Origin of the sequence: Arthrobacter sp. fls2-241-R2A-200, from assembly GCF_030209745.1 — a bacterium.
Taxonomy (GTDB): Bacteria; Actinomycetota; Actinomycetes; order Actinomycetales; family Micrococcaceae; genus Arthrobacter.
Map to the genome: position 1 here is coordinate 321533 of NZ_JARVRJ010000009.1, position 19123 is coordinate 340655.

The 19123-nt window shown below is 63.2% G+C and carries 22 protein-coding genes; 8 read left to right on the plus strand and 14 right to left on the minus strand.

Going from position 1 to position 19123, the window contains the following annotated elements:
• Nucleotides 1–52: 52 nt before the first annotated feature.
• The 3 genes from hutG to QRN42_RS11540 all read left to right on the plus strand — a co-directional run bounded on the left by hutG (nt 53) and on the right by QRN42_RS11540 (nt 1841).
• A complete protein-coding gene (gene hutG / locus QRN42_RS11530; RefSeq protein WP_284979294.1) occupies nt 53–1009 on the plus strand; it encodes a formimidoylglutamase in 957 nt (318 codons plus the stop codon).
• Nucleotides 1010–1075: 66 nt separating this feature from the next.
• Entirely contained in the window at nt 1076–1552 is a 477-nt protein-coding gene (locus tag QRN42_RS11535; RefSeq protein WP_284979295.1) for a hypothetical protein, read from the plus strand.
• A gap of 67 nt (nt 1553–1619) precedes the next feature.
• Entirely contained in the window at nt 1620–1841 is a 222-nt protein-coding gene (locus QRN42_RS11540; RefSeq protein ID WP_284979296.1) for a hypothetical protein, read from the plus strand.
• 89 nt (nt 1842–1930) lie between these two features.
• Here the strand turns inward: QRN42_RS11540 and QRN42_RS11545 are convergent, their stop codons facing one another.
• From QRN42_RS11545 to QRN42_RS11560, 4 genes are all read right to left on the minus strand, one after another.
• Entirely contained in the window at nt 1931–2179 is a 249-nt protein-coding gene (locus QRN42_RS11545) for a hypothetical protein (protein ID WP_284975836.1), read from the minus strand.
• A 144-nt stretch (nt 2180–2323) separates the two neighbouring features.
• A complete protein-coding gene (hutH, locus tag QRN42_RS11550; protein ID WP_284979297.1) occupies nt 2324–3916 on the minus strand; it encodes a histidine ammonia-lyase in 1593 nt (530 codons plus the stop codon).
• A 4-nt stretch (nt 3917–3920) separates the two neighbouring features.
• Nucleotides 3921–5675, minus strand: coding sequence for a urocanate hydratase (hutU, locus tag QRN42_RS11555; RefSeq protein ID WP_284979298.1), 1755 nt, complete (start codon nt 5673–5675; stop codon nt 3921–3923).
• Nucleotides 5676–5835: 160 nt separating this feature from the next.
• A complete protein-coding gene (locus tag QRN42_RS11560; protein WP_284979299.1) occupies nt 5836–6642 on the minus strand; it encodes an IclR family transcriptional regulator in 807 nt (268 codons plus the stop codon).
• A gap of 233 nt (nt 6643–6875) precedes the next feature.
• On the opposite strand from QRN42_RS11560, the gene QRN42_RS11565 reads away from it, so the two are divergent.
• Nucleotides 6876–8312: an amino acid permease gene (locus tag QRN42_RS11565; RefSeq protein WP_284979300.1), complete on the plus strand. Its 1437-nt coding sequence runs from the start codon at nt 6876–6878 to the stop codon at nt 8310–8312.
• Nucleotides 8313–8352: 40 nt separating this feature from the next.
• Here QRN42_RS11565 and QRN42_RS11570 read toward each other — a convergent pair whose 3' ends face one another.
• Nucleotides 8353–9102, minus strand: a complete 750-nt coding sequence (locus QRN42_RS11570; RefSeq protein WP_284979301.1) for a 3-hydroxybutyrate dehydrogenase — start codon at nt 9100–9102, stop codon at nt 8353–8355.
• Between the two features lie 4 nt (nt 9103–9106).
• Nucleotides 9107–10501, minus strand: a complete 1395-nt coding sequence (locus QRN42_RS11575) for an MFS transporter (protein ID WP_284979303.1) — start codon at nt 10499–10501, stop codon at nt 9107–9109.
• Between the two features lie 143 nt (nt 10502–10644).
• Here QRN42_RS11575 and QRN42_RS11580 point away from each other — a divergent pair, with 143 nt between their 5' ends.
• Nucleotides 10645–11541: a LysR family transcriptional regulator gene (locus QRN42_RS11580; protein ID WP_284979304.1), complete on the plus strand. Its 897-nt coding sequence runs from the start codon at nt 10645–10647 to the stop codon at nt 11539–11541.
• A 15-nt stretch (nt 11542–11556) separates the two neighbouring features.
• On the opposite strand, the gene QRN42_RS11585 is transcribed toward QRN42_RS11580, so the two are convergent.
• On the minus strand, nt 11557–12477 hold the full coding sequence (locus QRN42_RS11585) for a spermidine synthase (protein ID WP_502869494.1): 921 nt from the start codon (nt 12475–12477) through the stop codon (nt 11557–11559).
• Nucleotides 12478–12595: 118 nt separating this feature from the next.
• On the opposite strand from QRN42_RS11585, the gene QRN42_RS11590 reads away from it, so the two are divergent.
• On the plus strand, nt 12596–12898 hold the full coding sequence (locus QRN42_RS11590; protein ID WP_284979305.1) for a hypothetical protein: 303 nt from the start codon (nt 12596–12598) through the stop codon (nt 12896–12898).
• 23 nt (nt 12899–12921) lie between these two features.
• On the opposite strand, the gene QRN42_RS11595 is transcribed toward QRN42_RS11590, so the two are convergent.
• Genes QRN42_RS11595 through QRN42_RS11605 form a run of 3 tightly spaced genes read right to left on the minus strand, consistent with a single transcriptional unit; the run spans nt 12922 to nt 14472 of the window.
• Nucleotides 12922–13425 (minus strand): GNAT family N-acetyltransferase, encoded by a 504-nt coding sequence (locus tag QRN42_RS11595; RefSeq protein WP_284979306.1) that lies wholly within the window; start codon nt 13423–13425, stop codon nt 12922–12924.
• A gap of 4 nt (nt 13426–13429) precedes the next feature.
• Nucleotides 13430–14101 carry an O-methyltransferase gene (locus QRN42_RS11600; RefSeq protein ID WP_284979307.1) on the minus strand — a complete coding sequence of 224 codons (672 nt, stop codon included), beginning with the start codon at nt 14099–14101 and terminating at the stop codon, nt 13430–13432.
• Between the two features lie 38 nt (nt 14102–14139).
• Entirely contained in the window at nt 14140–14472 is a 333-nt protein-coding gene (locus QRN42_RS11605) for a thiamine-binding protein (protein WP_284979308.1), read from the minus strand.
• Nucleotides 14473–14562: 90 nt separating this feature from the next.
• On the opposite strand from QRN42_RS11605, the gene QRN42_RS11610 reads away from it, so the two are divergent.
• Complete coding sequence (locus QRN42_RS11610; RefSeq protein WP_284979309.1) at nt 14563–15192, plus strand: TetR/AcrR family transcriptional regulator; 630 nt, start codon at nt 14563–14565, stop codon at nt 15190–15192.
• A 9-nt stretch (nt 15193–15201) separates the two neighbouring features.
• Here QRN42_RS11610 and QRN42_RS11615 read toward each other — a convergent pair whose 3' ends face one another.
• From QRN42_RS11615 to QRN42_RS11630, 4 genes are all read right to left on the minus strand, one after another.
• A complete protein-coding gene (locus tag QRN42_RS11615; RefSeq protein WP_284979310.1) occupies nt 15202–15513 on the minus strand; it encodes an AzlD domain-containing protein in 312 nt (103 codons plus the stop codon).
• The gene (locus tag QRN42_RS11620; protein ID WP_284979311.1) at nt 15510–16286 is read right to left on the minus strand and encodes an AzlC family ABC transporter permease; all 777 of its coding nucleotides are present in this window, start codon (nt 16284–16286) and stop codon (nt 15510–15512) included. Before QRN42_RS11620 ends, QRN42_RS11615 begins: the two co-directional genes overlap by 4 nt.
• Nucleotides 16283–16744, minus strand: a complete 462-nt coding sequence (locus QRN42_RS11625; protein ID WP_284979312.1) for a DoxX family protein — start codon at nt 16742–16744, stop codon at nt 16283–16285. Before QRN42_RS11625 ends, QRN42_RS11620 begins: the two co-directional genes overlap by 4 nt.
• Nucleotides 16745–16809: 65 nt before the next feature.
• Nucleotides 16810–17697 carry a glycerophosphodiester phosphodiesterase family protein gene (locus QRN42_RS11630; protein WP_284979313.1) on the minus strand — a complete coding sequence of 296 codons (888 nt, stop codon included), beginning with the start codon at nt 17695–17697 and terminating at the stop codon, nt 16810–16812.
• 49 nt (nt 17698–17746) lie between these two features.
• Here QRN42_RS11630 and QRN42_RS11635 point away from each other — a divergent pair, with 49 nt between their 5' ends.
• Complete coding sequence (locus QRN42_RS11635; protein WP_284979315.1) at nt 17747–19102, plus strand: DUF445 domain-containing protein; 1356 nt, start codon at nt 17747–17749, stop codon at nt 19100–19102.
• The last annotated feature ends 21 nt before the right edge of the window (nt 19103–19123 follow it).

The window sequence follows — 19123 nt, forward strand, 5'->3', positions numbered from 1 at the left end:
TCCCGACGCCGAAGTGCTGGTTTTCATCCACTCCTTCGGGTGTGCTTGAAGCATGGGACCAACAAGCAGCCAGAGCCTCACTGTAGACATCAGCCCCAACCCTTGGACCGGCCGTTTCGACGGCGACGGCGCCGAGCACCGCCGCTGGTGGCAGGCCATGGCGCCCCACACCCAGGCAGCGGCCGAGGCAGCTGCCCGGCCCGCCGTCGTGCTGGGTTTTTGCAGTGATGCCGGGGTCCTTCGGAACAAGGGCCGCGTGGGCGCCGCTGCGGCGCCTGCAGCTATCCGCTCGGCGCTGGGCCCGTTGGCCTATCACCTGGACCGTGACGTGTTCGACGCCGGCGATGTGGTGGTTGAGGGCGATGCGCTCGAAGCGGGCCAGGAACGTGCCGGGCAGGCCATTTCGAAGCTGCTCGACGCCGGAAACCTCACCGTGGTTTTGGGCGGCGGGCATGAAACAGCGTTCGCCAGCTACCTTGGTGTGGCCGGATCCGAATCCGTTCAGGGGAAGCGGCTAGGTGTGCTGAACCTGGATGCCCACTTTGACCTGCGGGATGAGGCAACTCCAAGCTCGGGTACGCCGTTCCTGCAGATGGCCACGGCGGAGGCCGAGGCCGGACGAAAACTGAACTACGCCGTCGTCGGAATTTCCGAACCCAACAACACCCGGACGCTTTTCGACACCGCAGACCGGTTGGACGTGAAATACATCCTCGACGAACAGTGCTCACGCGAAGCGGTGGAAGTATTCGTCGCGGACTTTTTGGCCGGCATCGACGTGCTTTACTTGACGATCGACCTCGACGTCTTGCCTGCCTCGGTGGCGCCCGGCGTCAGCGCGCCGGCTGCGTACGGAGTGCCCCTGCCGGTGATCAGTTCCGTCTGCCGCCAAGTTGCCGCGAGCGGGAAGCTGCTCCATGTGGACGTTGCCGAGTTGAACCCGGAGTTTGACATTGACTCCCGGACCGCGAAGGTCGCCGCGCGGCTGGTAAACAGCCTCCTCGCCTAGCGGCGGCGCACGACCCTGTTCATCCCCTCCCTCTTCCGCATAGCCTGTGTGGAGGAGAGGATGGCGATGGGTCCGAGTGCTGTGCAGGAGAAGTGGAGCTGGGTAGCGGGACCGGTAGCGGTCGCTTTGGGCTTGGTAGCCCACCTCCTCTCAGGTGGAAGCGCCCCGTCCGTGCCCGTGCTGCTTGCATTGACGGCACTGTGCGCGTTGGCAGCAGAACTTGTTGGTCGGTGGATTCACGGACCCATACTGCTGCTACTGATCTCCGGCCTTGCACAGCAGCTGCTGTTCTTTGGCTTCGACACCTTGGGGGGATCCTTTCCAGGCGGTGGACTCCTCACTCACTCACACGGCCCACAGCAGATCCCCACGGACGTGACCTCTGGCGCGAATTCACATCCGGCGGCCCACGCTGGTGACTTGATGCTGTATACGCACGCCGCGGCCGCCATCCTCACGCTCCTGATCGGCGCGGGAGTGGCCAAGCTGGTGCGGTCAAAATCGCGGTCACACTCCGGCGCGGTTACCATTCCTGGACGGTAATACCAGCTCCGCCCCCTATAATTGATGGGTCGCCCTCGCATGCGACATCCAAGAGGAGGCCCCCCCAATGACCCCTGCAATCATTGCAGAACGCGAAATACGACTGTCCTTTTCCAAGGCAGATGAAATCCACGACGGACTAGAACGCGCCGTGGAAGCTTTGATCAACAACGCAGCGGTTGACGCCGACTGCGGAATCATGGTGACCCGGCACGAGCCCGGCACCTACACCGTGGCCCTGGACGAATCCGTTCCCTTCGGCCAGATCCACGAAGCACTCGCTGCCTAGCAGCAAAAAAGAAGCCGGGGCTCACATGAGCCCCGGCTTCTTTTTTAAGCAGACACCTGCTGTTAAACAGGCACCTCCACGTACTGTATTTATGCCCGGCGAAGCGAAACGCCGTCGGACTTCATGAACAGTTCCTTGCCCTCTTCGGTAACGCCCTGCCCGAGGCGCTCCAGCCACACCACGTTTCCACTAGTGGAGATCTCCTCGACCTGCCCGGTGGCGATGACGTGGGCGTGCTTGAGCACTTCCACGCGTTCGCCCACTTTCAGCGTCTTCCAATCGGAAACCATGGCTGAGTGAGCGCTTCGCTTGGACAGGACTGCTCCGCGTGCCTTCATTGAACTTCTACCCCTTTGTGGATGTTCGCTTGAATGTGAGTTATGACACTAGTTTTACTACACGCACCGCGCCCCGGAGATTGCGTTGCGAACAATTTCCGGGGCGTGGCGGTTTTGCCCATCGAATGAGCGCTTTATTCGGCGCTAGGCCAGAATCCCGACGGCGGATTCGGCGGCCGCGCGGACCGCGCCGGAGCCTACCAAGCGGTCAGCCGCTTCGAGTTCGGGCGACAGGAACCGATCGGTTCCCGGTCCCTGGACCACTTCACGAAGCACCTCAAGCACCGCCGCGCCGGCAGGTCCCGGGGTGAGTTCGCCGTCGGACATTTGCGTGCGCATGTCGATGGCGCGGGCGCTGGTGACGAGCTCGACGGCGAGCACTCGGCGGAGGTTTTCCACAGCCTTGCGCAGCTTCCGGGCGGCGTGCCAGCCCATGGACACATGGTCTTCCTGCATCGCGGAGCTCGGAATGGAGTCCACCGAGGCCGGAACGGCCAATCGCTTGTTGTCCGAGACGAGGCCGGCCTGGGTGTACTGGGCGATCATCAGGCCGGAGTCGACGCCGGGATCGGCAGCCAGGAATGCCGGAAGGCCATGGGAGCGAGCCGGATCCAGCATGCGGTCAGTGCGTCGTTCAGCGATGGAGCTGAGGTCAGCGACGGCGATGGCCAGGAAGTCCAGGACGTACGCCACAGGTGCGCCGTGGAAGTTGCCGTTAGACGAAACGCGGCCGTCGGGAAGGACCACCGGGTTGTCGATGGCTGCGGCCAGTTCGCGGGATGCGACCAGCGCGGCGTGGTCCACGGTGTCACGGACAGCACCGGCAACCTGCGGCGCGCAACGCAGCGAGTAGGCATCCTGGACTTTGGTGTCGTTGATTCGGTGGGATGCAACGATCGCAGAGTTGGACAGGACACGGAGCATGTTGTCCGCGCTGGCAGCCTGGCCCGGGTGGGGACGCAGGGCTGCGTGCAGCTCAGGGAGGAACACCTGGTCCGTGCCCAGCAGGGCCTCGACGCTGAGCGCCGCGGTGACGTCCGCCGTCGCGAGCAACATGCGGATGTCGGCGATGGCCATCAGCAACATGCCAAGCATGCCCTCGGTGCCGTTGACTAGTGCCAGGCCCTCCTTTTCGGCCAGGGTTACCGGCTCGATGCCGTGCTGCGCGAGCAGCTCAGCGACGCTCTTGTTTCCGGGCGTTCCGTACACTTCGCCGTCGGGACCCATTGCCTCGCCTTCGCCCATGAGCACCAAAGCACAGTGCGAGAGCGGAGCGAGGTCGCCGGAGCAGCCCAGCGAACCGAACTCGCGGACCAGCGGCGTGATGCCGGCGTTGAGGACGTCCACCATGGTCTGCAAGACCACAGGACGGACTCCTGTGCGGCCCGATGCCAGGGTCTTGGCACGGAGGAACATGATGCCGCGCACCACTTCCCGTTCCACGGCCGGCCCCATGCCCGCAGCGTGGCTGCGGATCAGCGACTTCTGCAGCTGCGTGCGGAGGTCATTGGGGATGTGTCGGTTGGCCAACGCGCCGAAGCCCGTGGAGATGCCGTACGCGGGAACGTCGCTGGTGGCGAGGCTGTCGATGTGGGCACGGACCTTCGCAACCGTGTCCAGGGCATCCTGGGAAATGGTCACCTTAGCGTCATGGCGGGCGACGGCGACGACGTCTTCCGGGGTCACGCCGGAAGATCCGAGGGTGACGGTAAGTTGTTCGTTCGAGGTAATGGTCATGTTCTTACTTGCTTTCCGGGGCTTCGTTCATGGGGATGCGGACGCCGCGTTCGTTGGCGACCTCGAGGGCTCGGTCGTAGCCGGCGTCGACGTGGCGGATGACGCCCATACCGGGGTCGTTGGTCAGGAGCCGTTCGAGTTTCTCCGCGGCCAGGTCCGTGCCGTCCGCGACGGAAACCTGCCCCGCGTGCAGGGACCGGCCAATACCGACCCCGCCGCCGTGATGGATCGACACCCAGGTAGCACCCGAGGACGTGTTCAGCATCGCGTTCAACAACGGCCAGTCAGCAATCGCGTCCGAACCATCAGCCATGGACTCGGTCTCCCGGTACGGGGACGCCACCGACCCCGAATCCAGGTGGTCACGGCCGATCACGATCGGGGCCTTGACCTTGCCCTCCTTCACCAACTGGTTGAACAACAACCCGGCCTTGGCCCGCTCACCGTACCCGAGCCAGCAAATACGCGCCGGCAACCCCTCGAACTCCACCCGGTCCGCCGCAGCATCCAACCACTTATGCAAGTGGGTGTTCTCCGGGAAGAGTTCCTTGATGGCCTTGTCCGTCACCGCGATGTCCTCCGGGTCCCCGGACAGGGCAACCCAGCGGAACGGACCCAGGCCCTCGCAGAACAACGGGCGGATGTACGCCGGGACGAAGCCGGGGAACTCAAACGCCCGGTCATACCCGCCCTTACGGGCCTCATCACGGATCGAGTTCCCGTAATCAAACACCTCAGCCCCGGCATCCTGGAACTCCACCATCGCCTGGACCTGAGCCGCCATCGACGCCTGCGCCTTCTTCGTGAACCCCTCCGGATCCGCCGCGGCCTCGGTGTGCCACTCCTCCACGCTGATGCCCACCGGCAGGTAGGACAGCGGATCATGCGCGGACGTCTGGTCCGTGACCACATCAATGGTCAGTTCTCCGGCCTTGTGACGGCGCAGCAGCTCCGGGAACACCTCAGCGGCGTTGCCCACGTAGCCAACGGACCAGCCACGGCGCTCTTCCTTGGCCTTATTGACCTTCGCGATCGCGGTGTCCAGGTCCGTTTCGACCTCGTCCAGGTAGCGCTTGCCGACGCGGCGGCGCAGGCGGGTTTCGTCGACGTCGACAATCAGGCACGCGCCGTCGTTCAGGGTGACAGCCAACGGCTGGGCGCCGCCCATCCCACCACAACCACCGGTCAACGTCAGCGTCCCCGCCAACGGCCCCTCCGACGAACCAGCAGCAGAGGAACCCTCGAGAGCGGGGGCCGGGTGGCGACCGTCAGCAGCCAGCTTGTTCCCGACCGCGGCGAACGTTTCGTACGTGCCCTGCAGGATGCCCTGCGTGCCGATGTAAATCCACGACCCGGCCGTCATCTGCCCGTACATCATCAAACCCTCAGCCTCGAGCCGGCGGAACTCAGGCCACGTCGCCCAATCCCCCACCAGGTTCGAGTTCGCCAACAACACCCGCGGAGCCCACTCATGAGTACGGAAAACACCCACCGGCTTACCCGACTGCACCAGCAGGGTCTCATCCTTCTCCATCGACTCCAACGTCCTGGTAATCGCATCAAAGGCGGCCCAGGAACGGACCGCGCGGCCCGTGCCGCCATAAACCACCAAGTCGTCCGGACGCTCAGCGACCTCCGGATCCAGGTTGTTCATCAGCATGCGCAACGGCGCCTCGGTCTGCCACGACTTGGCGGTAAGTTCAGTACCCCGGGCGGCCTTAACCGGTCGAGCACCAGTAGTGAAATCGGCGGGTGCCATGGTGACTCCTTCGTCTTTGGAAAGTATGCGGTGGAAAGATCTCCTGCTTCTACTAAAGCCCCTTTACCAAGCGGCAGGAATGGCTTTTAGCAGGGTGCTGTCCGGTATTACAGACGCGACCAGCGACGAGCTGCGCGCGTTCGATCCCGGTCGGCAGGGTTTAGCCTGCGGGGCGGCCGTGGATCCGGATTGACAGCTCGTCCGCCGCCTTCCGGATTCTCGCCGCGAGGACCGGCCATTGCTCGGCCGGCACTTTGTCCTCCAAGAACGTGACGGCGACTGCCGCCGTCGGCCATCCAACATGGTCCGTCACTGCGGCGGCAATGGAGCCAAATCCCGGCGTGATTTCGCCGTTTTCCGTGGCGTAGCCACGCTGCCGCACCTGATCCAGATGGGAGGACAGGGCCGAGTACTTCATGATGGGAAATTCCACCTCATGGCGCGACGTGAATGCGGCAGCATTCGGGTACAGGGCGCGCACTTGGGACTTTGGGAGGGCCGCGAGAATCGCCCGTCCAGTCGCGGTGAGGTGGCTGGGCAGGCGGACGCCGACGTCGGTTACGAGGCTGGGGCGGTTTTTCGCGCGCTCCTCAACGATGTACAGCACGTCGCGGCCGTGAAGCACAGCGAGGTGCGCACTCTCGCCGATGGCATCCACGAGCGAGGCGAGCATCGGGCGGCCCAGCCTGGATAAGGGTTCCTGCCGCGAATACGCCGAGCTGAGCTCGAACGCGCTGATGCCCAGCCCGTAGCGCTGTTCCTCGTGCAAGTGGAGCACGAAACCGTTGGTCTCCATGACTCCCAGGAGGTGATAGACGCTGGACCGCGGCAAGCCAAGGGCCGTTGCAATGTTCGACGCCGCCATCGGGCCACGGCGCGAGGCCAACAGCTTCAGGATGCGCAGGGTGTTTTCGGCAGCCGGGACTTTCGATGTTGCCTTGCCCGGTGCCACTGGCGTCGTTGTCATGGTTCCTCACTGCTCGCGTGCATGGGTTGTCGGACTAGCTGTCCGGTATCCCGTACTCAAGATTGCATGCAGAAGTGGGCAGGCGCCAGACCATTACGAGCCATTCGAGTCTGGAATGCCAGACTCGAGTTGTCTGCGATCAAAGACACCAAAGGTCCGTGAGTCCGATCACAAGCCTCCCGAAAGTGGTCTGCTGGATAGCGATCCCCTCCCAAAGACGAGAAGGTTTTACTATGCAACAAACCAAGCTGGCTGAGGAGAGCTCTGTCCTCCAAGCCGCGGGTACGGCGCTCAGCCGAGGCCTCAACGTCCGCCACATCCGTTTTATGGCCCTTGGCTCCGCGATTGGGACCGGCCTCTTTTACGGTTCAGCGTCCGCCATCCAAAAAGCCGGCCCGTCGGTGCTGCTGGCCTACATCATCGGTGGCGCAGCCGTGTTTATGGTGATGCGGGCCCTCGGCGAGATGGCTGTTCGACACCCCGTATCGGGCTCCTTCGGCCAGTATGCGAGCCGCTACCTCGGACCGTTCGCCGGATTTGTGACCGGCTGGACCTACGTCTTCGAGATGGCGATCGTTGCGATCGCCGATGTCACGGCTTTCAGCATCTATATGGGCTTCTGGTTCCCGCAGGTGGACAGATGGATCTGGGTGCTCGCCATCATCCTCTTCCTCGGAGCCATGAACCTGCTCAGCGTCAAGGTCTTCGGCGAGCTTGAATTTTGGTTCTCGCTGATCAAAGTGGTTGCGATTATTGCCATGATCGTCGGCGGTGCAGCGATCGTCGTGTTTGGCTTCCAAACGGGCGACGGCGGTGCCGTGGCGCCGGGGTTGGGGAACCTCGTCAACCACGGCGGCCTCTTCCCGAATGGTTTCGAGGGGCTCTTGGCCGCGTTCGCCGTCGTCATGTTTGCCTTCGGTGGCATCGAAACGATCGGCATCACGGCCGGGGAAGCCGCCGATCCCAAGAAGGTCATACCGCAAGCGGTAAACACGGTCCCGGTGCGCGTGCTGCTCTTCTACGTTTTGACGTTGGGCGTCCTGATGAGCATCTTCCCGTGGGACCAGATCGGTACCACCGGCAGCCCGTTCGTGCAGATCTTTGACGGTTTGGGCATCCCCGCGGCACCCCACATCCTCAATGGTGTTGTGATTACGGCGGCGCTTTCGGCGATCAACAGCGATATCTTCGGTGCCGGGCGCATTCTGTTCGGCCTGGCCCAGCAGGGACATGCCCCCAAGAGCTTCGGCAAGGTCTCCCGCCATGGTGTTCCTTGGATGACCGTGGTGATGATGGGCGGCATCCTGTTGGTGGGCGTGGTCCTAAACGCCGTGATCCCCGAGGACGTGTTCGTGCTTATCGCATCGATCGCTACCTTCGCCACCGTGTGGGTGTGGGTCATGATCCTGGCATCGCACGTGGCCATGAAACGCGAGATCAAGCTCCAGGGGCTGCCGGCGTCGGAGTTTGGTTCGCCTTTGTGGCCGCTCGCCTCAATCCTGACCATGGCGTTCATGGCAGTTGTCATCGTGATCCTGGGCGCTTTCGAGGACACGCGGGTGGCGCTTTACGTCGGCGGAACCTGGCTGGTGCTGTTGCTTGTGGCCTATAAATTGTGGGTCCGTGGGGGCGGGCTGCGCCGGGCAGAGCTGGTAGACGAAACAGCCTAGAACCCGGACGCGCCCGCCTTGACCCCGGGGAGGTGGGGCTTTACTTAGCCGACCATCCGCCATCCATGGTGTAGCTGGCTCCGGTGACCATACCGGCGTCGTCGGAGGCCATCCACGCCGCCAGGGAGCCGACTTCCGCGGGCTCCACAAGCCGTTTGATCGCAGCCTCGGTCAGCATTACTTTGGCCAGAACTTCGGCTTCGGGTATGCCATGGACCCTGGCTTGATCGGCGATCTGGCGCTCCACCAACGGGGTCCGGACGTAGCCCGGGTTGATGCAATTGGAAGTGACTCCATGCTCGCCACCTTCCAACGCCGTCACTTTACTCAGCCCTTCGAGGCCGTGCTTGGCGGAAACGTAGGCGCTCTTGTACGCCGACGCGCGGAGTCCGTGAACGGACGAAATGTTGATGATCCGGCCGAATCCGTTGGCATACATGTGGGGCAACGCGGCCCGGATGAGGAGGAACGGGGCCTCCACCATCAGGGTCATAATGCGCCGGAAATCCGCGGGGTTGAACTCCTCGATAGGCGCAACCTTCTGGATGCCGGCGTTGTTGACCAGGATGTCGCAATCAAGGCGCAATGTTCCAAGAGCGTCGGTATCCAGCAGGTCCACGGTCCATGCGGTGCCGCCCAGTTCGTCGGCGAGCCCGGCAGCTCCGGAGGCATCGACGTCGGCCACAACCACTTTGGCCCCGCGGGCGGCGAGCGCACGGGCACAAGCTGCGCCGATACCGCTCGCGCCGCCCGTGACCAGCGCCTTGCGCCCATTCAACGAGTTGTCCATTTGATCAGCCTTTCGTTATGGCAGCACCGGCCGGGGTAAGTCCGTGGCGCACAGCGTCGGCCTGGTCTACCTCTTGGAGCGCGATGCCCTTGGTTTCCTTCAATGAAACGACGGCGACGGCGGTGATGACGCATGCGGCCAGGAGGTAGATGGCGGTGGGCAGCCAGGAACCGGTGTCTTTGAGCCATTGCGTTGCCAGCAACGGGGCGAGTGAGCCCGCGAAGATCGAGGTGACCTGCGATCCCAGCGAGACCCCGGAGTAGCGCATCCTGGTGGGGAAGAGCTCAGCCATGATGGCCGGCTGCCCGGCGTACATGAACGCATGCAGGCACAAGCCGATGGTGGTTGCGAGAACGATGATCACCGGGTTGCGGGTGTCGAACATGGGGAAGGCGAAGAAAGGCCAGGCCGCCCCGGTGATCGCACCAATCAGGTACACGGGCTTGCGTCCCCAAGAGTCTGCAAGCCGTCCCACCTGGGGGATCACCAGGAAGTGGATGAGGTGGGCAATGAGAAGTGCCAGCAGCAGGGAGGAGGTGTCGTACTTGTGGACGGTCTTGAGATAGACAATGACAAAGCTGACCACGAGGTAGTACATGATGTTCTCCGCGAAGCGCAGGCCCATGGCTTGGAGGATGCCCTTGGGGTACTTGCGGATGACTTCGCCCACGCCGTAGCTGATGGCTTTGGATTCTTCCACCTGCGCCTTGGCCTCGAGGAAGATTGGGGCTTCAGTGACGTGGGTGCGGATGTAGTAGCCAACAAACACGATCACTGCCGACAACCAGAACGCTACGCGCCAGCCCCAGCCGAGGAAGGCGTCAGCGCTGAGGGTGGTGGACATGACGAAGAGGACCAAGGTGGCAAGGAGGTTGCCCACCGGAACGGCTGCCTGCGGCCAGGAGGACCAGAAGGCCCGTGTCTTGTTGGGGCTGTGCTCAGCAACCAGCAACACCGCGCCGCCCCATTCCCCGCCGAGCGCGAAGCCCTGGATGAATCGGAGCGCCACCAGCATGACCGGCGCCCAGAAGCCGACGTCGCGGAAGCCCGGGAGGCAGCCCATCAGGAAGGTGGAGGCTCCGACGATCACGATGGTGAGCTGAAGGGTTGGTTTGCGGCCGAGCCTATCGCCGATCTGGCCGAAGACGATTCCTCCCAGGGGTCGGGCCACGAAGCCCACCGCGTAGGTCAGGAAGGCCTGGATGATGCCGTCCAGCTCATTGCCGGTGCTGGGAAAGAAGTACTTGCCGAACACCAGGGTTGCTGCTGTTGCGTACAGGAAGAACTCGTACCATTCCACTACGGTGCCCACCATGGAGGCGGCAACGATTTTCTTAAGTCCGGAACCTTTGCCGGTCCCCTTGCCTGCGCTTGATGCGGAGCGCTGTTCTACGCCCATGTCCATCTCCTCAGTGTCCTCTTCGACAATGCCCTTTTTGAGCGCGCTGTGATCCACAACACGAAATGCTCCACTGAGTATTGCTGCAGATCCGCCCCGCCTCAATAACCAATAGGGCACCCACCATGTGCAAAAATGCAGACATGAATCCAAACCCGGATGACCTCCTCATCCTCTTGGCCGTGTCACGTTCCGGGAAATTCACGACGGCGGCACAGGCGCTGGGACTGAACCACACCACGGTCTCGCGCCGGATAGCGGCCCTGGAAAAGGCATTGGGCGGACGAGTCCTCGCACGGGCCGCGGGCGGGTGGGAGGTTACCGAACTGGGCGCCGAAGCTGTGCTGGTTGCCGAAAGGATAGAAGCGGCCGTAAACGCGCTGAGTCCGAGCGGGCACGCACCTGACCCTATTACCGGCGTCGTGCGGATGACGGCGACCGATGGGTTCAGCGCGTACGTCGCCGCGCCGGCGGTGGCCCGGCTTCGCCGCAAGCACCCGGGGCTGAGCGTGGAGATCGTGACGGTAACGCGACGCGCCCTGCAGCAGCGCTCCGGGCTGGACATCGAAGTGGTGGTCGGGGCGCCCCAGGTGCACCGGGCAGAAGCGGTCCAACTGGGCGAGTACCGGCTCGGAATGTATGCCTCGCGGAACTACCTGGCGGACCATGGGACGCCCGCCACCATCGAGGAACTCACACAGCACCAGCTGGTCTACTTCGTGGATTCCATGCTTCAAGTGGACGATCTCGACGCCCCCAGGCGCCTGGTTCCCTCCATGCGCGATGGCCTGAGTTCGACCAACGTGTTCGTCCATGTCGAAGCTACGCGGGCCGGCGCGGGCGTGGGTTTCCTCCCGTGCTTCATGGCGGACAGGCATCCGGACCTGGTGCGCTTGCTGCCCTCGGACTTCGCCGAACTGCTGCCTTACTGGATGGTCCTCCGGCCCGACTCCATGCGCAGGCCGGCCGTAGCCGCCGTCGTCCACGCGCTGCGCGAGGAAGTCGTGGAACGCCGGCAGGAGCTTCTGGGTCGTGCCTAGCCTGCAGGGCCGTGCCTAGCCTGCGGGGTCGTGCCGGACGGGAGTCCCTGCGGCGAATGCCCGCACCTGGGCGTCGTCCCAAATGTGCGCCGGAACGCCACCGCCCAGGAGCCTGCGGGCAAGTACAGGATCATCGCCGAATGGGGCATGGCTTCCCGCCATAATCATGTTGCCGTAGCGCCGGCCTTTGAGCATGGCGGGATCGGCGATGATCATGGTGTGCTCGAACGTGTCCGCGATGGTGGCAGCGTCAGACCGGGCGTTCTTGAGGTCCGGGGCATCGCCGGAGTTGACCACGTAGAGGCCGTCCGGGGCCAGGACAGCATCGGCGTGTGCCGTGAATTCGCGGGTAGTCAATGGCGTGGGCGTGAAAGCCCCAGCGAAAACGTCGCGGATAATCAAGTCCCGTGTGTTCGGAGTCAGGGATTCTGTGACCTCACGCGCCTCACCCACACGGATGCGCAGCAGCGGAGCCTTGGGCAAGTCGAACCAGCCGCGCACGTACTCTGCGAGCTTGCCGTCGAGTTCAACCACAACCTGCCGTGCCTCAGGATAGGCGGCATGAAAGTACCGCGCCATGGTGCACGCTCCCCCGCCCAAATGCAATGTGCGCAACTTGGGTTTGGCGTCCCGGGACCAACGCGACTCAACCAGTGCCGCGATCCAGCGCATGTACTCAAAATCGAGGAACAGCGGGTCTGCGAGATCGATGTGCGAACTCATCACGCCATTGATTTTCAGCAGCCAGCCGGTGGAATTGTCCTGGTCGGGGACCAACTCGCAGTCGCCCGTGTCGATGTAGTAAACCCCTGCCACGGGGCCTTTGGGGCGCGCGCCGGCAGCCAGTTCGATGACGCCCGCCGTCGTCGCGGGTTTACCGGGTTTACTGGGCTTGCTGGATCTACTGGACCTGCCGGGTTTGCCGGGTTTCGCCACTAGCTTTGCCTCACTTGGGTCATGCATCCAGCCTAGTGGAGCGAAATATGACCTTCCACGGCCATAATAAGTACTAAGGATGCTTACCAAGTGCTCCATTCAGACCTAAAATCTCTTCATGGAGTTCGGTGAAACAGTGTGGATGCAGGTATTGATTGCCGCGGTGGCATGGTTGACCGTGGTGAGCCTGCTCATTGCGCGCGTACCCAAGCCTCCGAGCCTCTTGGACACGCCCGATGACCTGGACCAACCCGGACCGCTGGACCACCCTGAGCATCTGGACCACCCGGGGCAGCCAGTCCAACTCACCCCCACGGCACCGAAAACGCCGCACGACCGCCTGCGCCGTTTCCTCCCCAAGCCGCGTGCCGTAGGGCACCCCAGAGCCAAGCGGCGCCAAAGGTCTGAGCCAAAGAAATGAAGCGTCACCGCCGCAGCGGGGCCTCAGGGCCCGGCGGCGGGACGAACCATCCGGTGTTCCGGCAGTGAATACCAGGACGGGTCGCACAGTTTGCGTTTCCCATCGGGGACGAACCCGTTGCGCCGGTAAAACGCCTCCGACCTGGGGTTGTTGTCCAAGACCCACAGATACGCCGGGCCGTCCCCAAGCAGCGTGTTGACTAATGCCTGCCCTACTCCCCGGCCGTGCACCCGCGCCAAGGTGTAGAGCATGAACAGTTCCACCCCACACGGGCTGTCCTCATCCCGCCCCGGCCCGGCCGCGGCGAGACCTACAAGTCCGCCGTCGGAGTCGTGGGCCAGCATCCGCACGCGGCCCGCCGCGATGGAGGCACGGTAGCGCTCGATGCGGTCTTCGAGGGCCTTTTCCTGGCTGATGAAGAACTCCGGCGGCAGCATGCTCGCATAGCTTTCCCGCCACGATTGGATGTGCATGACGGCCATGGCCTCGGCATCGTCCACCAGCGCTGCCCGCAGGGTGAAATCCATCCCGTCAGCGTACCCGTGCCACCGCGAACCCGTCCCAACCTTTGCTCCCCACGGTCTGGATAGCAGTGGCATCCAGGCGGGGGTCGTTCCCCAGCATTTCAAGCGCCTGCACTATGCCCGGGGCATTAAGTTGGTCCCGTTCCGGCTCAAGGATGGCCCCGTCCCAGATCACGTTGTCCATCACGATCACGGTGCCTGCGCGCCCAAGCCGGATAGCCCACTCCAGATAATTGGCATCGTTCTGCTTGTCGGCATCGATGAAAACGAAGTCGAACGGCTCATGCCCGGCCAGCATCGGAAGCGTATCCAGGGCAGCCCCGATGCGGATCTCCACCTTGTGCCCCACTCCGGCGGCGTCCACATTGGCTCGAGCTACGTCCGCGTGCTGTTGGAGGAATTCGCACGTGACCAAGGTGCCGTCGTCGGGCAGTCCTTGGGCCATCCAGATGCTGCTGAACCCGGCTAAAGTGCCGATCTCCAAAACACGTTTGGCACCGGAAAGCTGTACGAGCATCCTTAAGAGCTTCCCGGCGTTCGGCGCTACCTCGATGGGCGGCATACCTGCCTCGACAGCCGAGGCCAGGGCGCGCTGGTGTGCAGCGTCGGGACGCACGACGACGTCTGTCAGGTACCGTTCAACCTCAGCCCAGCCGGGCTCGGTCACATGTTCAACCATGGCCCCAGTTTGGCATCCGGGGGACCCCAGAGGAAGACCTATTCCGCGGCGGACAGGGCGCCTTCCAGGCGCTCAACTTTGCCCGTCATTTCTCCGGTATAACCGGGCCGGATGTCGGCCTTGATCACCAGCGAGACCCGGCTGCCGTAGCGTCCCACGGCCTCGGTGGCACGCTTGACGACATCGAAAACCTCGTCCCACTCGCCCTCGATCGTGGTGAACATTGAGTCGGTCTGGTTCGGCAGCCCGGACTCACGGACAACCTTGACCGCGGCAGCGACGGCGTCGTGCACGGAAGCGTCGGGGTTGGAACCACCGTTGACCGGGGTAGCGGGCTGGCCTGAAGGGGCAACTGAAAATGCAAGCAACATGAATCCAGTGTTTCACGTGCTGGTTTGTCACATACGGGTTTACTCCCGCGTAACAACGGGCCGGGACGCCTGCATTGCTAATCTGGCAGCATGGAACAGCCCGCTGAACGCAAGCCCCTGAGGGCTGACGCCGCACGCAACGTCGACAAAATCATTACCGCGGCGCGGGAGTGTTTCCGGGAGCACGGTCCGGAGGTTCCGCTGCAGACCATCGCGGTCACCGCCGGCGTCGGCCCCGCCACCCTCTTCCGCAACTTCGCTGACAAAGAGCAACTGGTTCTCGCGGCGCTATCGCGTCAGCTCAGGCTGCATGTAGATCCGGTTGCCGAGGCAGCAGCGCAGGGCATGGACGCCGCCGAAGGGCTCATCAACGTAATCGACGCCGTCGTTGGGGTTGCGAGCGATGACGCGAACCTCCTTGGCGCCGTCGCCGGCCGCCGCGGACTCCTCATCGGCATCACCGGCGGGATAATCGGTTCCATGGAGTTACTCCTCAAACGCGGCCAAAGCCAGGGCACGTTGCGGCGGGACATCACCATTGAGGACATGGTGCGGCTCGTGGCAATGCTCATCGGTGCCGTGGACACCATGGAGCCCGGTTCAGCTGCATGGAAGCGGCCGGTTGCCTTGGTTGAGGACGCGATCCGGACTGAACGCCCGGCCCGCCCCCTTCCGGAGCAGACCCCCATTCCCGGAATCGTGTTTAACAGCCAGGCCTGAACGTACTTGCTAACCCCAGCCAAGCAGTCGCAGCAAGGCCGCTGCTGCTGCGCCGGCAATGACCACCACCAAGAACGGCGCCCTGAACAAAAGCGCGACGGCGGCGGCCAGCAGTGCGCCGATCCGGGCATCGAGCACCAAGCCCTGGCCGGATGCCACGGCATTGACCAGAGTCAGGGATGCAAGCAACCCGATGGTCATAGTCCCGGCCACGTGCATGATCCGCGGGTTCTGCAGCAGCTTCGCCGGCACAAAGTAGCCTATGAGTTTGGTCGCGTAGGCAAGAACGCAAGCGATCAGGATCCACGTCCACAGGTTCATTCCGTTCCCCCGATCTTGCGGTCCCTGTCCACGCCTGCGTAGGGATCCACGTCAGGTTCCAGGCCTTCATTCAAGCGGGCATGGCTGTACCAGCCGATCACTGCAGCAACTACCGCCGCCACCAGGATGGGAACGCCGGAGGGTACGAACGGGACCGCCAGGACGGTTGCGAGTGCACACGCCGCGGCGATTGCCCAAGGTTCCCTGCCTCGCAGCCTCGGCCACAACAAGCCAAGGAATGCCGCCACAGCGGCGCCGTCGAGACCCCACCTCTTAGGGTCACCCATGGCGTCGCCGGCCAACGCCCCAACCGCAGTGAAGATATTCCACAGGATGAATATTCCGATGCCCGCCGTCCAAAACCCGCGCCGTTGCTCATCGGGATCGGTCTGGCCGGACGCCGTCGCTGTCGACTCATCAATCGTCACATGCGCGGCGGCGTATCGCTTCAGTCCGCCAGGCCGCAGCAAGGCATTGATCTGCATGCCATAAATGCCATTTCGCAGCCCCAGCAATGCACTGGCCATCATCGCCGCAAGCCCGGATCCGCCGCCAGCCACCACGCCGATGAACGCAAACTGCGAGCCGCCGCTAAACAGCAAGAGGCTCAGCGCCATGGTCTGCCAAAAGTCGAAGCCCGACGCGACAGACAGCGCACCGAACGAAACACCATATAGACCCGTAGCGATGCTCAGGGACACCGCGATCTTGAACGCAGGTGACGCCCCGAGCCTCACCCGGGCGGGTTCCTGGCCCCGTGAAGCCCCGCTCATTTTCTAAGGCTCCACGCCCACAGGATTAGCGGTATCTGGAGGGGTAGCCGAATCGTGTGGATTCGCCGATCCGAATGCGTTCCATCGGGTCCGTAGGCGCGTCGAAGCGCGTCAATATGCCCTGCAAGGAATGCAACAAACATCGCCGTTGATGCGTTTGCGGCCATTTTCCGTGTGGCAGGAATCAGTAATCCGGCTCCGAGACCTGCTTCGAGCAGGCCCGAAACCGCAATCCATTCCTCCCTGGACATGATCGCCAGTGGGCCGTTCACGGCGCGACCGGAGTGGCCCACCGTCCCTGGGTTTTCGGGTGCATCGATCCGGCAGAGGTAGTCAGGGACCACCGCGCGATAGAAGCCTGGAGTGCGGAAGTGCTTCATGGCGCTGGCAAGAAGAAGCGCGCTCAGGCCCACTGCCGAGGCGTTCTTTGATGTTCGGGGTGACCAGCGAAATGACATGGCTTCACTCAATCACAAGCGCGCCGAGCCCCCAAAGCCCGCCCCAACCCAGGCCCAGCTACGCCCTAGTTGGAGACCATCAACTGCGACAGGACCTGCGCGGGTTTGTTTGTGGTGATTTCTTGGATTCCAAGTCCTTGGCACAGGGCCACGTCCCGCTCTGAGTCCACGGTCCACACCCTGAACACCAAGCCTGCCTCCAACCACCGTTGGACGGTGCGGGCATGTTCCCTGACATACTCGATGCCGGGACCAGCGATCCCTACCCGACCGTTGTCGAGGACCTCTTCGGCGTCCTCCTGCATAGCTTTCAGGACATTCGCCACGGCGCCTCCCGTGATGAAACCGAGCCCCATTTCCTCCCGGACCTCCTCCACTGTGAAGTCATCCACGAGTTGGCAGATGTGTTCCGGGGGAACTGTCTCCAAGAGCCGCTGAATGGAGTCGGAATCGAAACTCATGAACGAGACAGTGATGTTGTCCAGTCGGGACTGCTCCGGCGTCCATCCTTCCTCCGTGAGCAATTCCAGCAACCGGTCCTCCAACTTCAGGCCGTACGGGCTGGGCTGCTTCAGCTCGATGGCAAGGCCGATCTCCCTTCCCGCCTCCCGCATGATGTCCAGCAGCTCAGGCAAGGTGAGTAGCTGGTCCGCAACTCCTCCGAATGCGTCCGGGATCCGTGCACCTTTCCAGGAGGAAAAATCCAGCTGACGGAGTTCGTCCAACGTATGTTCGGCAACCGGCCCTGTTCCACTGGATGTCCGGTCAAGGTCAGCGTCGTGCAGCAGGACGAGGTGCTGGTCCCGCGTCAGATGCACATCGCATTCCACCCCGTCAGCCCCGTCCTGGATGGCCTGCAGGTATGCGGCCCGCGTGTGCTCGGCGAACATGGCACTGGAACCACGGTGCGCGTAGACCATGGGCCGGCGAGTGGTGAAGTCGTCGCTAGTCATGCAGACACCGTAGCCCACGGTGCTGCATCTACGGGGCTACGCTGGGCTAATGCAGGTGAATTCTGAACAAATACCGGCCGACGACATCACGGACCCTTCCAGCTCACGCCCGACGGCGGTCCCTGCGCCTGCCCAAGGCGGATCCGCCGTCGTGAGCCCGTCCATCGGCGATGACGAAAAAGCTGCCGCCTTGAAGCGGATGAAACGCTTGGCACTGGCCATGTTGATCGGCATGGCAGTCATTTTTACGGTCGCGTTCGCTCTGCAGAAGCAGTATTCATGGCTCGAGTATGTCCGTGCCGCCGCCGAGGGCGGAATGGTGGGTGCGCTGGCGGACTGGTTCGCCGTGACCGCCTTGTTCAAGTACCCCATGGGTTTGAAGATCCCCCACACCGCCATCATTCCGCGGCGCAAGGACCAGATCGGAGAATCGCTCAGCGACTTCGTGGAGAGCAACTTCCTGTCCCAAGAGGTTGTGCAGGAGAAGTTGGCGAGTATCGACGTCGCCCGCAAAGCCGGTACTTGGCTGTCCAGCCCCGGCGGCTCCGAGCGCGTAGCCAAGGAAGGCGGTGCCGTGATTCGCGGGGCGTTCACCGTCCTGAACGACGACGACGTGCAGGCAGTTATCGAAGGTATGGTCCGCAAGCACCTGCTCACGCCGCCATGGGGGCCTCCGGTTGGTCGAATGGCCGAGCGCATCTTCGCTGACGGCCACCACCACAAGCTCGTGGACCTCCTGGTGGACCGTGCCGCCGACTGGGTAGACGCCAATCATTCCACCGTGAACCGCCTCGTCTCCGATCGATCCCCGCTGTGGGTGCCGACATTTGTGGATGGCCTGGTAGGTGACCGGGTCCACGTCGAGCTGTCCAAGTTCGTCCGTGCAGTGCAGAACGACCAGGACCACCAAGTCCGCCAGTCGATCGACGCCTACCTCGCCGACCTCGCCCAAGACCTGCAGCATGATCCAGCGATGATCGAGCGCGCCGAGTCCATCAAGTCGCAGATCCTCGGTGATCCGGAAGTCCGCGAACTAGCGTCCCGCACGTGGGGCACGGTCAAGGCTGCACTGCTCAGCGCCGTCGAGGACCCGGATAGCGAACTGAGCCAGCGTTTCAAGAGCGCCGTCCGGGATTTCGGGAGCCGATTGGTCAACGATGACGAGTTGGCCGGCAAGGTCAACGCATGGATAGGCGATGCTGCCGGCTATGTGGTCAACAACTACCGCTCGGACATCGCCGGCGTCATCTCAGACACCGTGGCCCGGTGGGATGCGGATGAAACGTCGCAAAAGATCGAACTGCAGGTGGGCAAGGACCTCCAGTACATCCGGATCAACGGAACAGTTGTGGGCGCGTTGGCCGGTTTGGCGATCTTCACGCTTGCGAACCTGCTGTTTGGATAGGTCCCGGGCCAAATAGGGCCT

Bases quoted from the DNA above. Each gene is read 5' to 3' on its own strand.
- QRN42_RS11560 (WP_284979299.1), bottom strand. From the start codon at position 6,642: ATGACAACGACGCCAGTGGCACCGGGCAAGGCAACATCGAAAGTCCCG.
- QRN42_RS11635 (WP_284979315.1), top strand. From the start codon at position 17,747: ATGCAGGTGAATTCTGAACAAATACCGGCCGACGACATCACGGACCCT.
- QRN42_RS11570 (WP_284979301.1), bottom strand. From the start codon at position 9,102: ATGGACAACTCGTTGAATGGGCGCAAGGCGCTGGTCACGGGCGGCGCG.
- QRN42_RS11610 (WP_284979309.1), top strand. From the start codon at position 14,563: ATGGAACAGCCCGCTGAACGCAAGCCCCTGAGGGCTGACGCCGCACGC.
- QRN42_RS11605 (WP_284979308.1), bottom strand. From the start codon at position 14,472: ATGTTGCTTGCATTTTCAGTTGCCCCTTCAGGCCAGCCCGCTACCCCG.
- QRN42_RS11615 (WP_284979310.1), bottom strand. From the start codon at position 15,513: ATGAACCTGTGGACGTGGATCCTGATCGCTTGCGTTCTTGCCTACGCG.
- QRN42_RS11630 (WP_284979313.1), bottom strand. From the start codon at position 17,697: ATGACTAGCGACGACTTCACCACTCGCCGGCCCATGGTCTACGCGCAC.
- hutH (WP_284979297.1), bottom strand. From the start codon at position 3,916: ATGACCATTACCTCGAACGAACAACTTACCGTCACCCTCGGATCTTCC.
- QRN42_RS11600 (WP_284979307.1), bottom strand. From the start codon at position 14,101: ATGGTTGAACATGTGACCGAGCCCGGCTGGGCTGAGGTTGAACGGTAC.
- QRN42_RS11620 (WP_284979311.1), bottom strand. From the start codon at position 16,286: ATGAGCGGGGCTTCACGGGGCCAGGAACCCGCCCGGGTGAGGCTCGGG.
- QRN42_RS11535 (WP_284979295.1), top strand. From the start codon at position 1,076: ATGGGTCCGAGTGCTGTGCAGGAGAAGTGGAGCTGGGTAGCGGGACCG.
- QRN42_RS11540 (WP_284979296.1), top strand. From the start codon at position 1,620: ATGACCCCTGCAATCATTGCAGAACGCGAAATACGACTGTCCTTTTCC.
- QRN42_RS11590 (WP_284979305.1), top strand. From the start codon at position 12,596: ATGGAGTTCGGTGAAACAGTGTGGATGCAGGTATTGATTGCCGCGGTG.
- QRN42_RS11545 (WP_284975836.1), bottom strand. From the start codon at position 2,179: ATGAAGGCACGCGGAGCAGTCCTGTCCAAGCGAAGCGCTCACTCAGCC.
- QRN42_RS11595 (WP_284979306.1), bottom strand. From the start codon at position 13,425: ATGGATTTCACCCTGCGGGCAGCGCTGGTGGACGATGCCGAGGCCATG.
- hutU (WP_284979298.1), bottom strand. From the start codon at position 5,675: ATGGCACCCGCCGATTTCACTACTGGTGCTCGACCGGTTAAGGCCGCC.
- QRN42_RS11625 (WP_284979312.1), bottom strand. From the start codon at position 16,744: ATGTCATTTCGCTGGTCACCCCGAACATCAAAGAACGCCTCGGCAGTG.
- QRN42_RS11575 (WP_284979303.1), bottom strand. From the start codon at position 10,501: ATGGGCGTAGAACAGCGCTCCGCATCAAGCGCAGGCAAGGGGACCGGC.
- hutG (WP_284979294.1), top strand. From the start codon at position 53: ATGGGACCAACAAGCAGCCAGAGCCTCACTGTAGACATCAGCCCCAAC.
- QRN42_RS11565 (WP_284979300.1), top strand. From the start codon at position 6,876: ATGCAACAAACCAAGCTGGCTGAGGAGAGCTCTGTCCTCCAAGCCGCG.
- QRN42_RS11580 (WP_284979304.1), top strand. From the start codon at position 10,645: ATGAATCCAAACCCGGATGACCTCCTCATCCTCTTGGCCGTGTCACGT.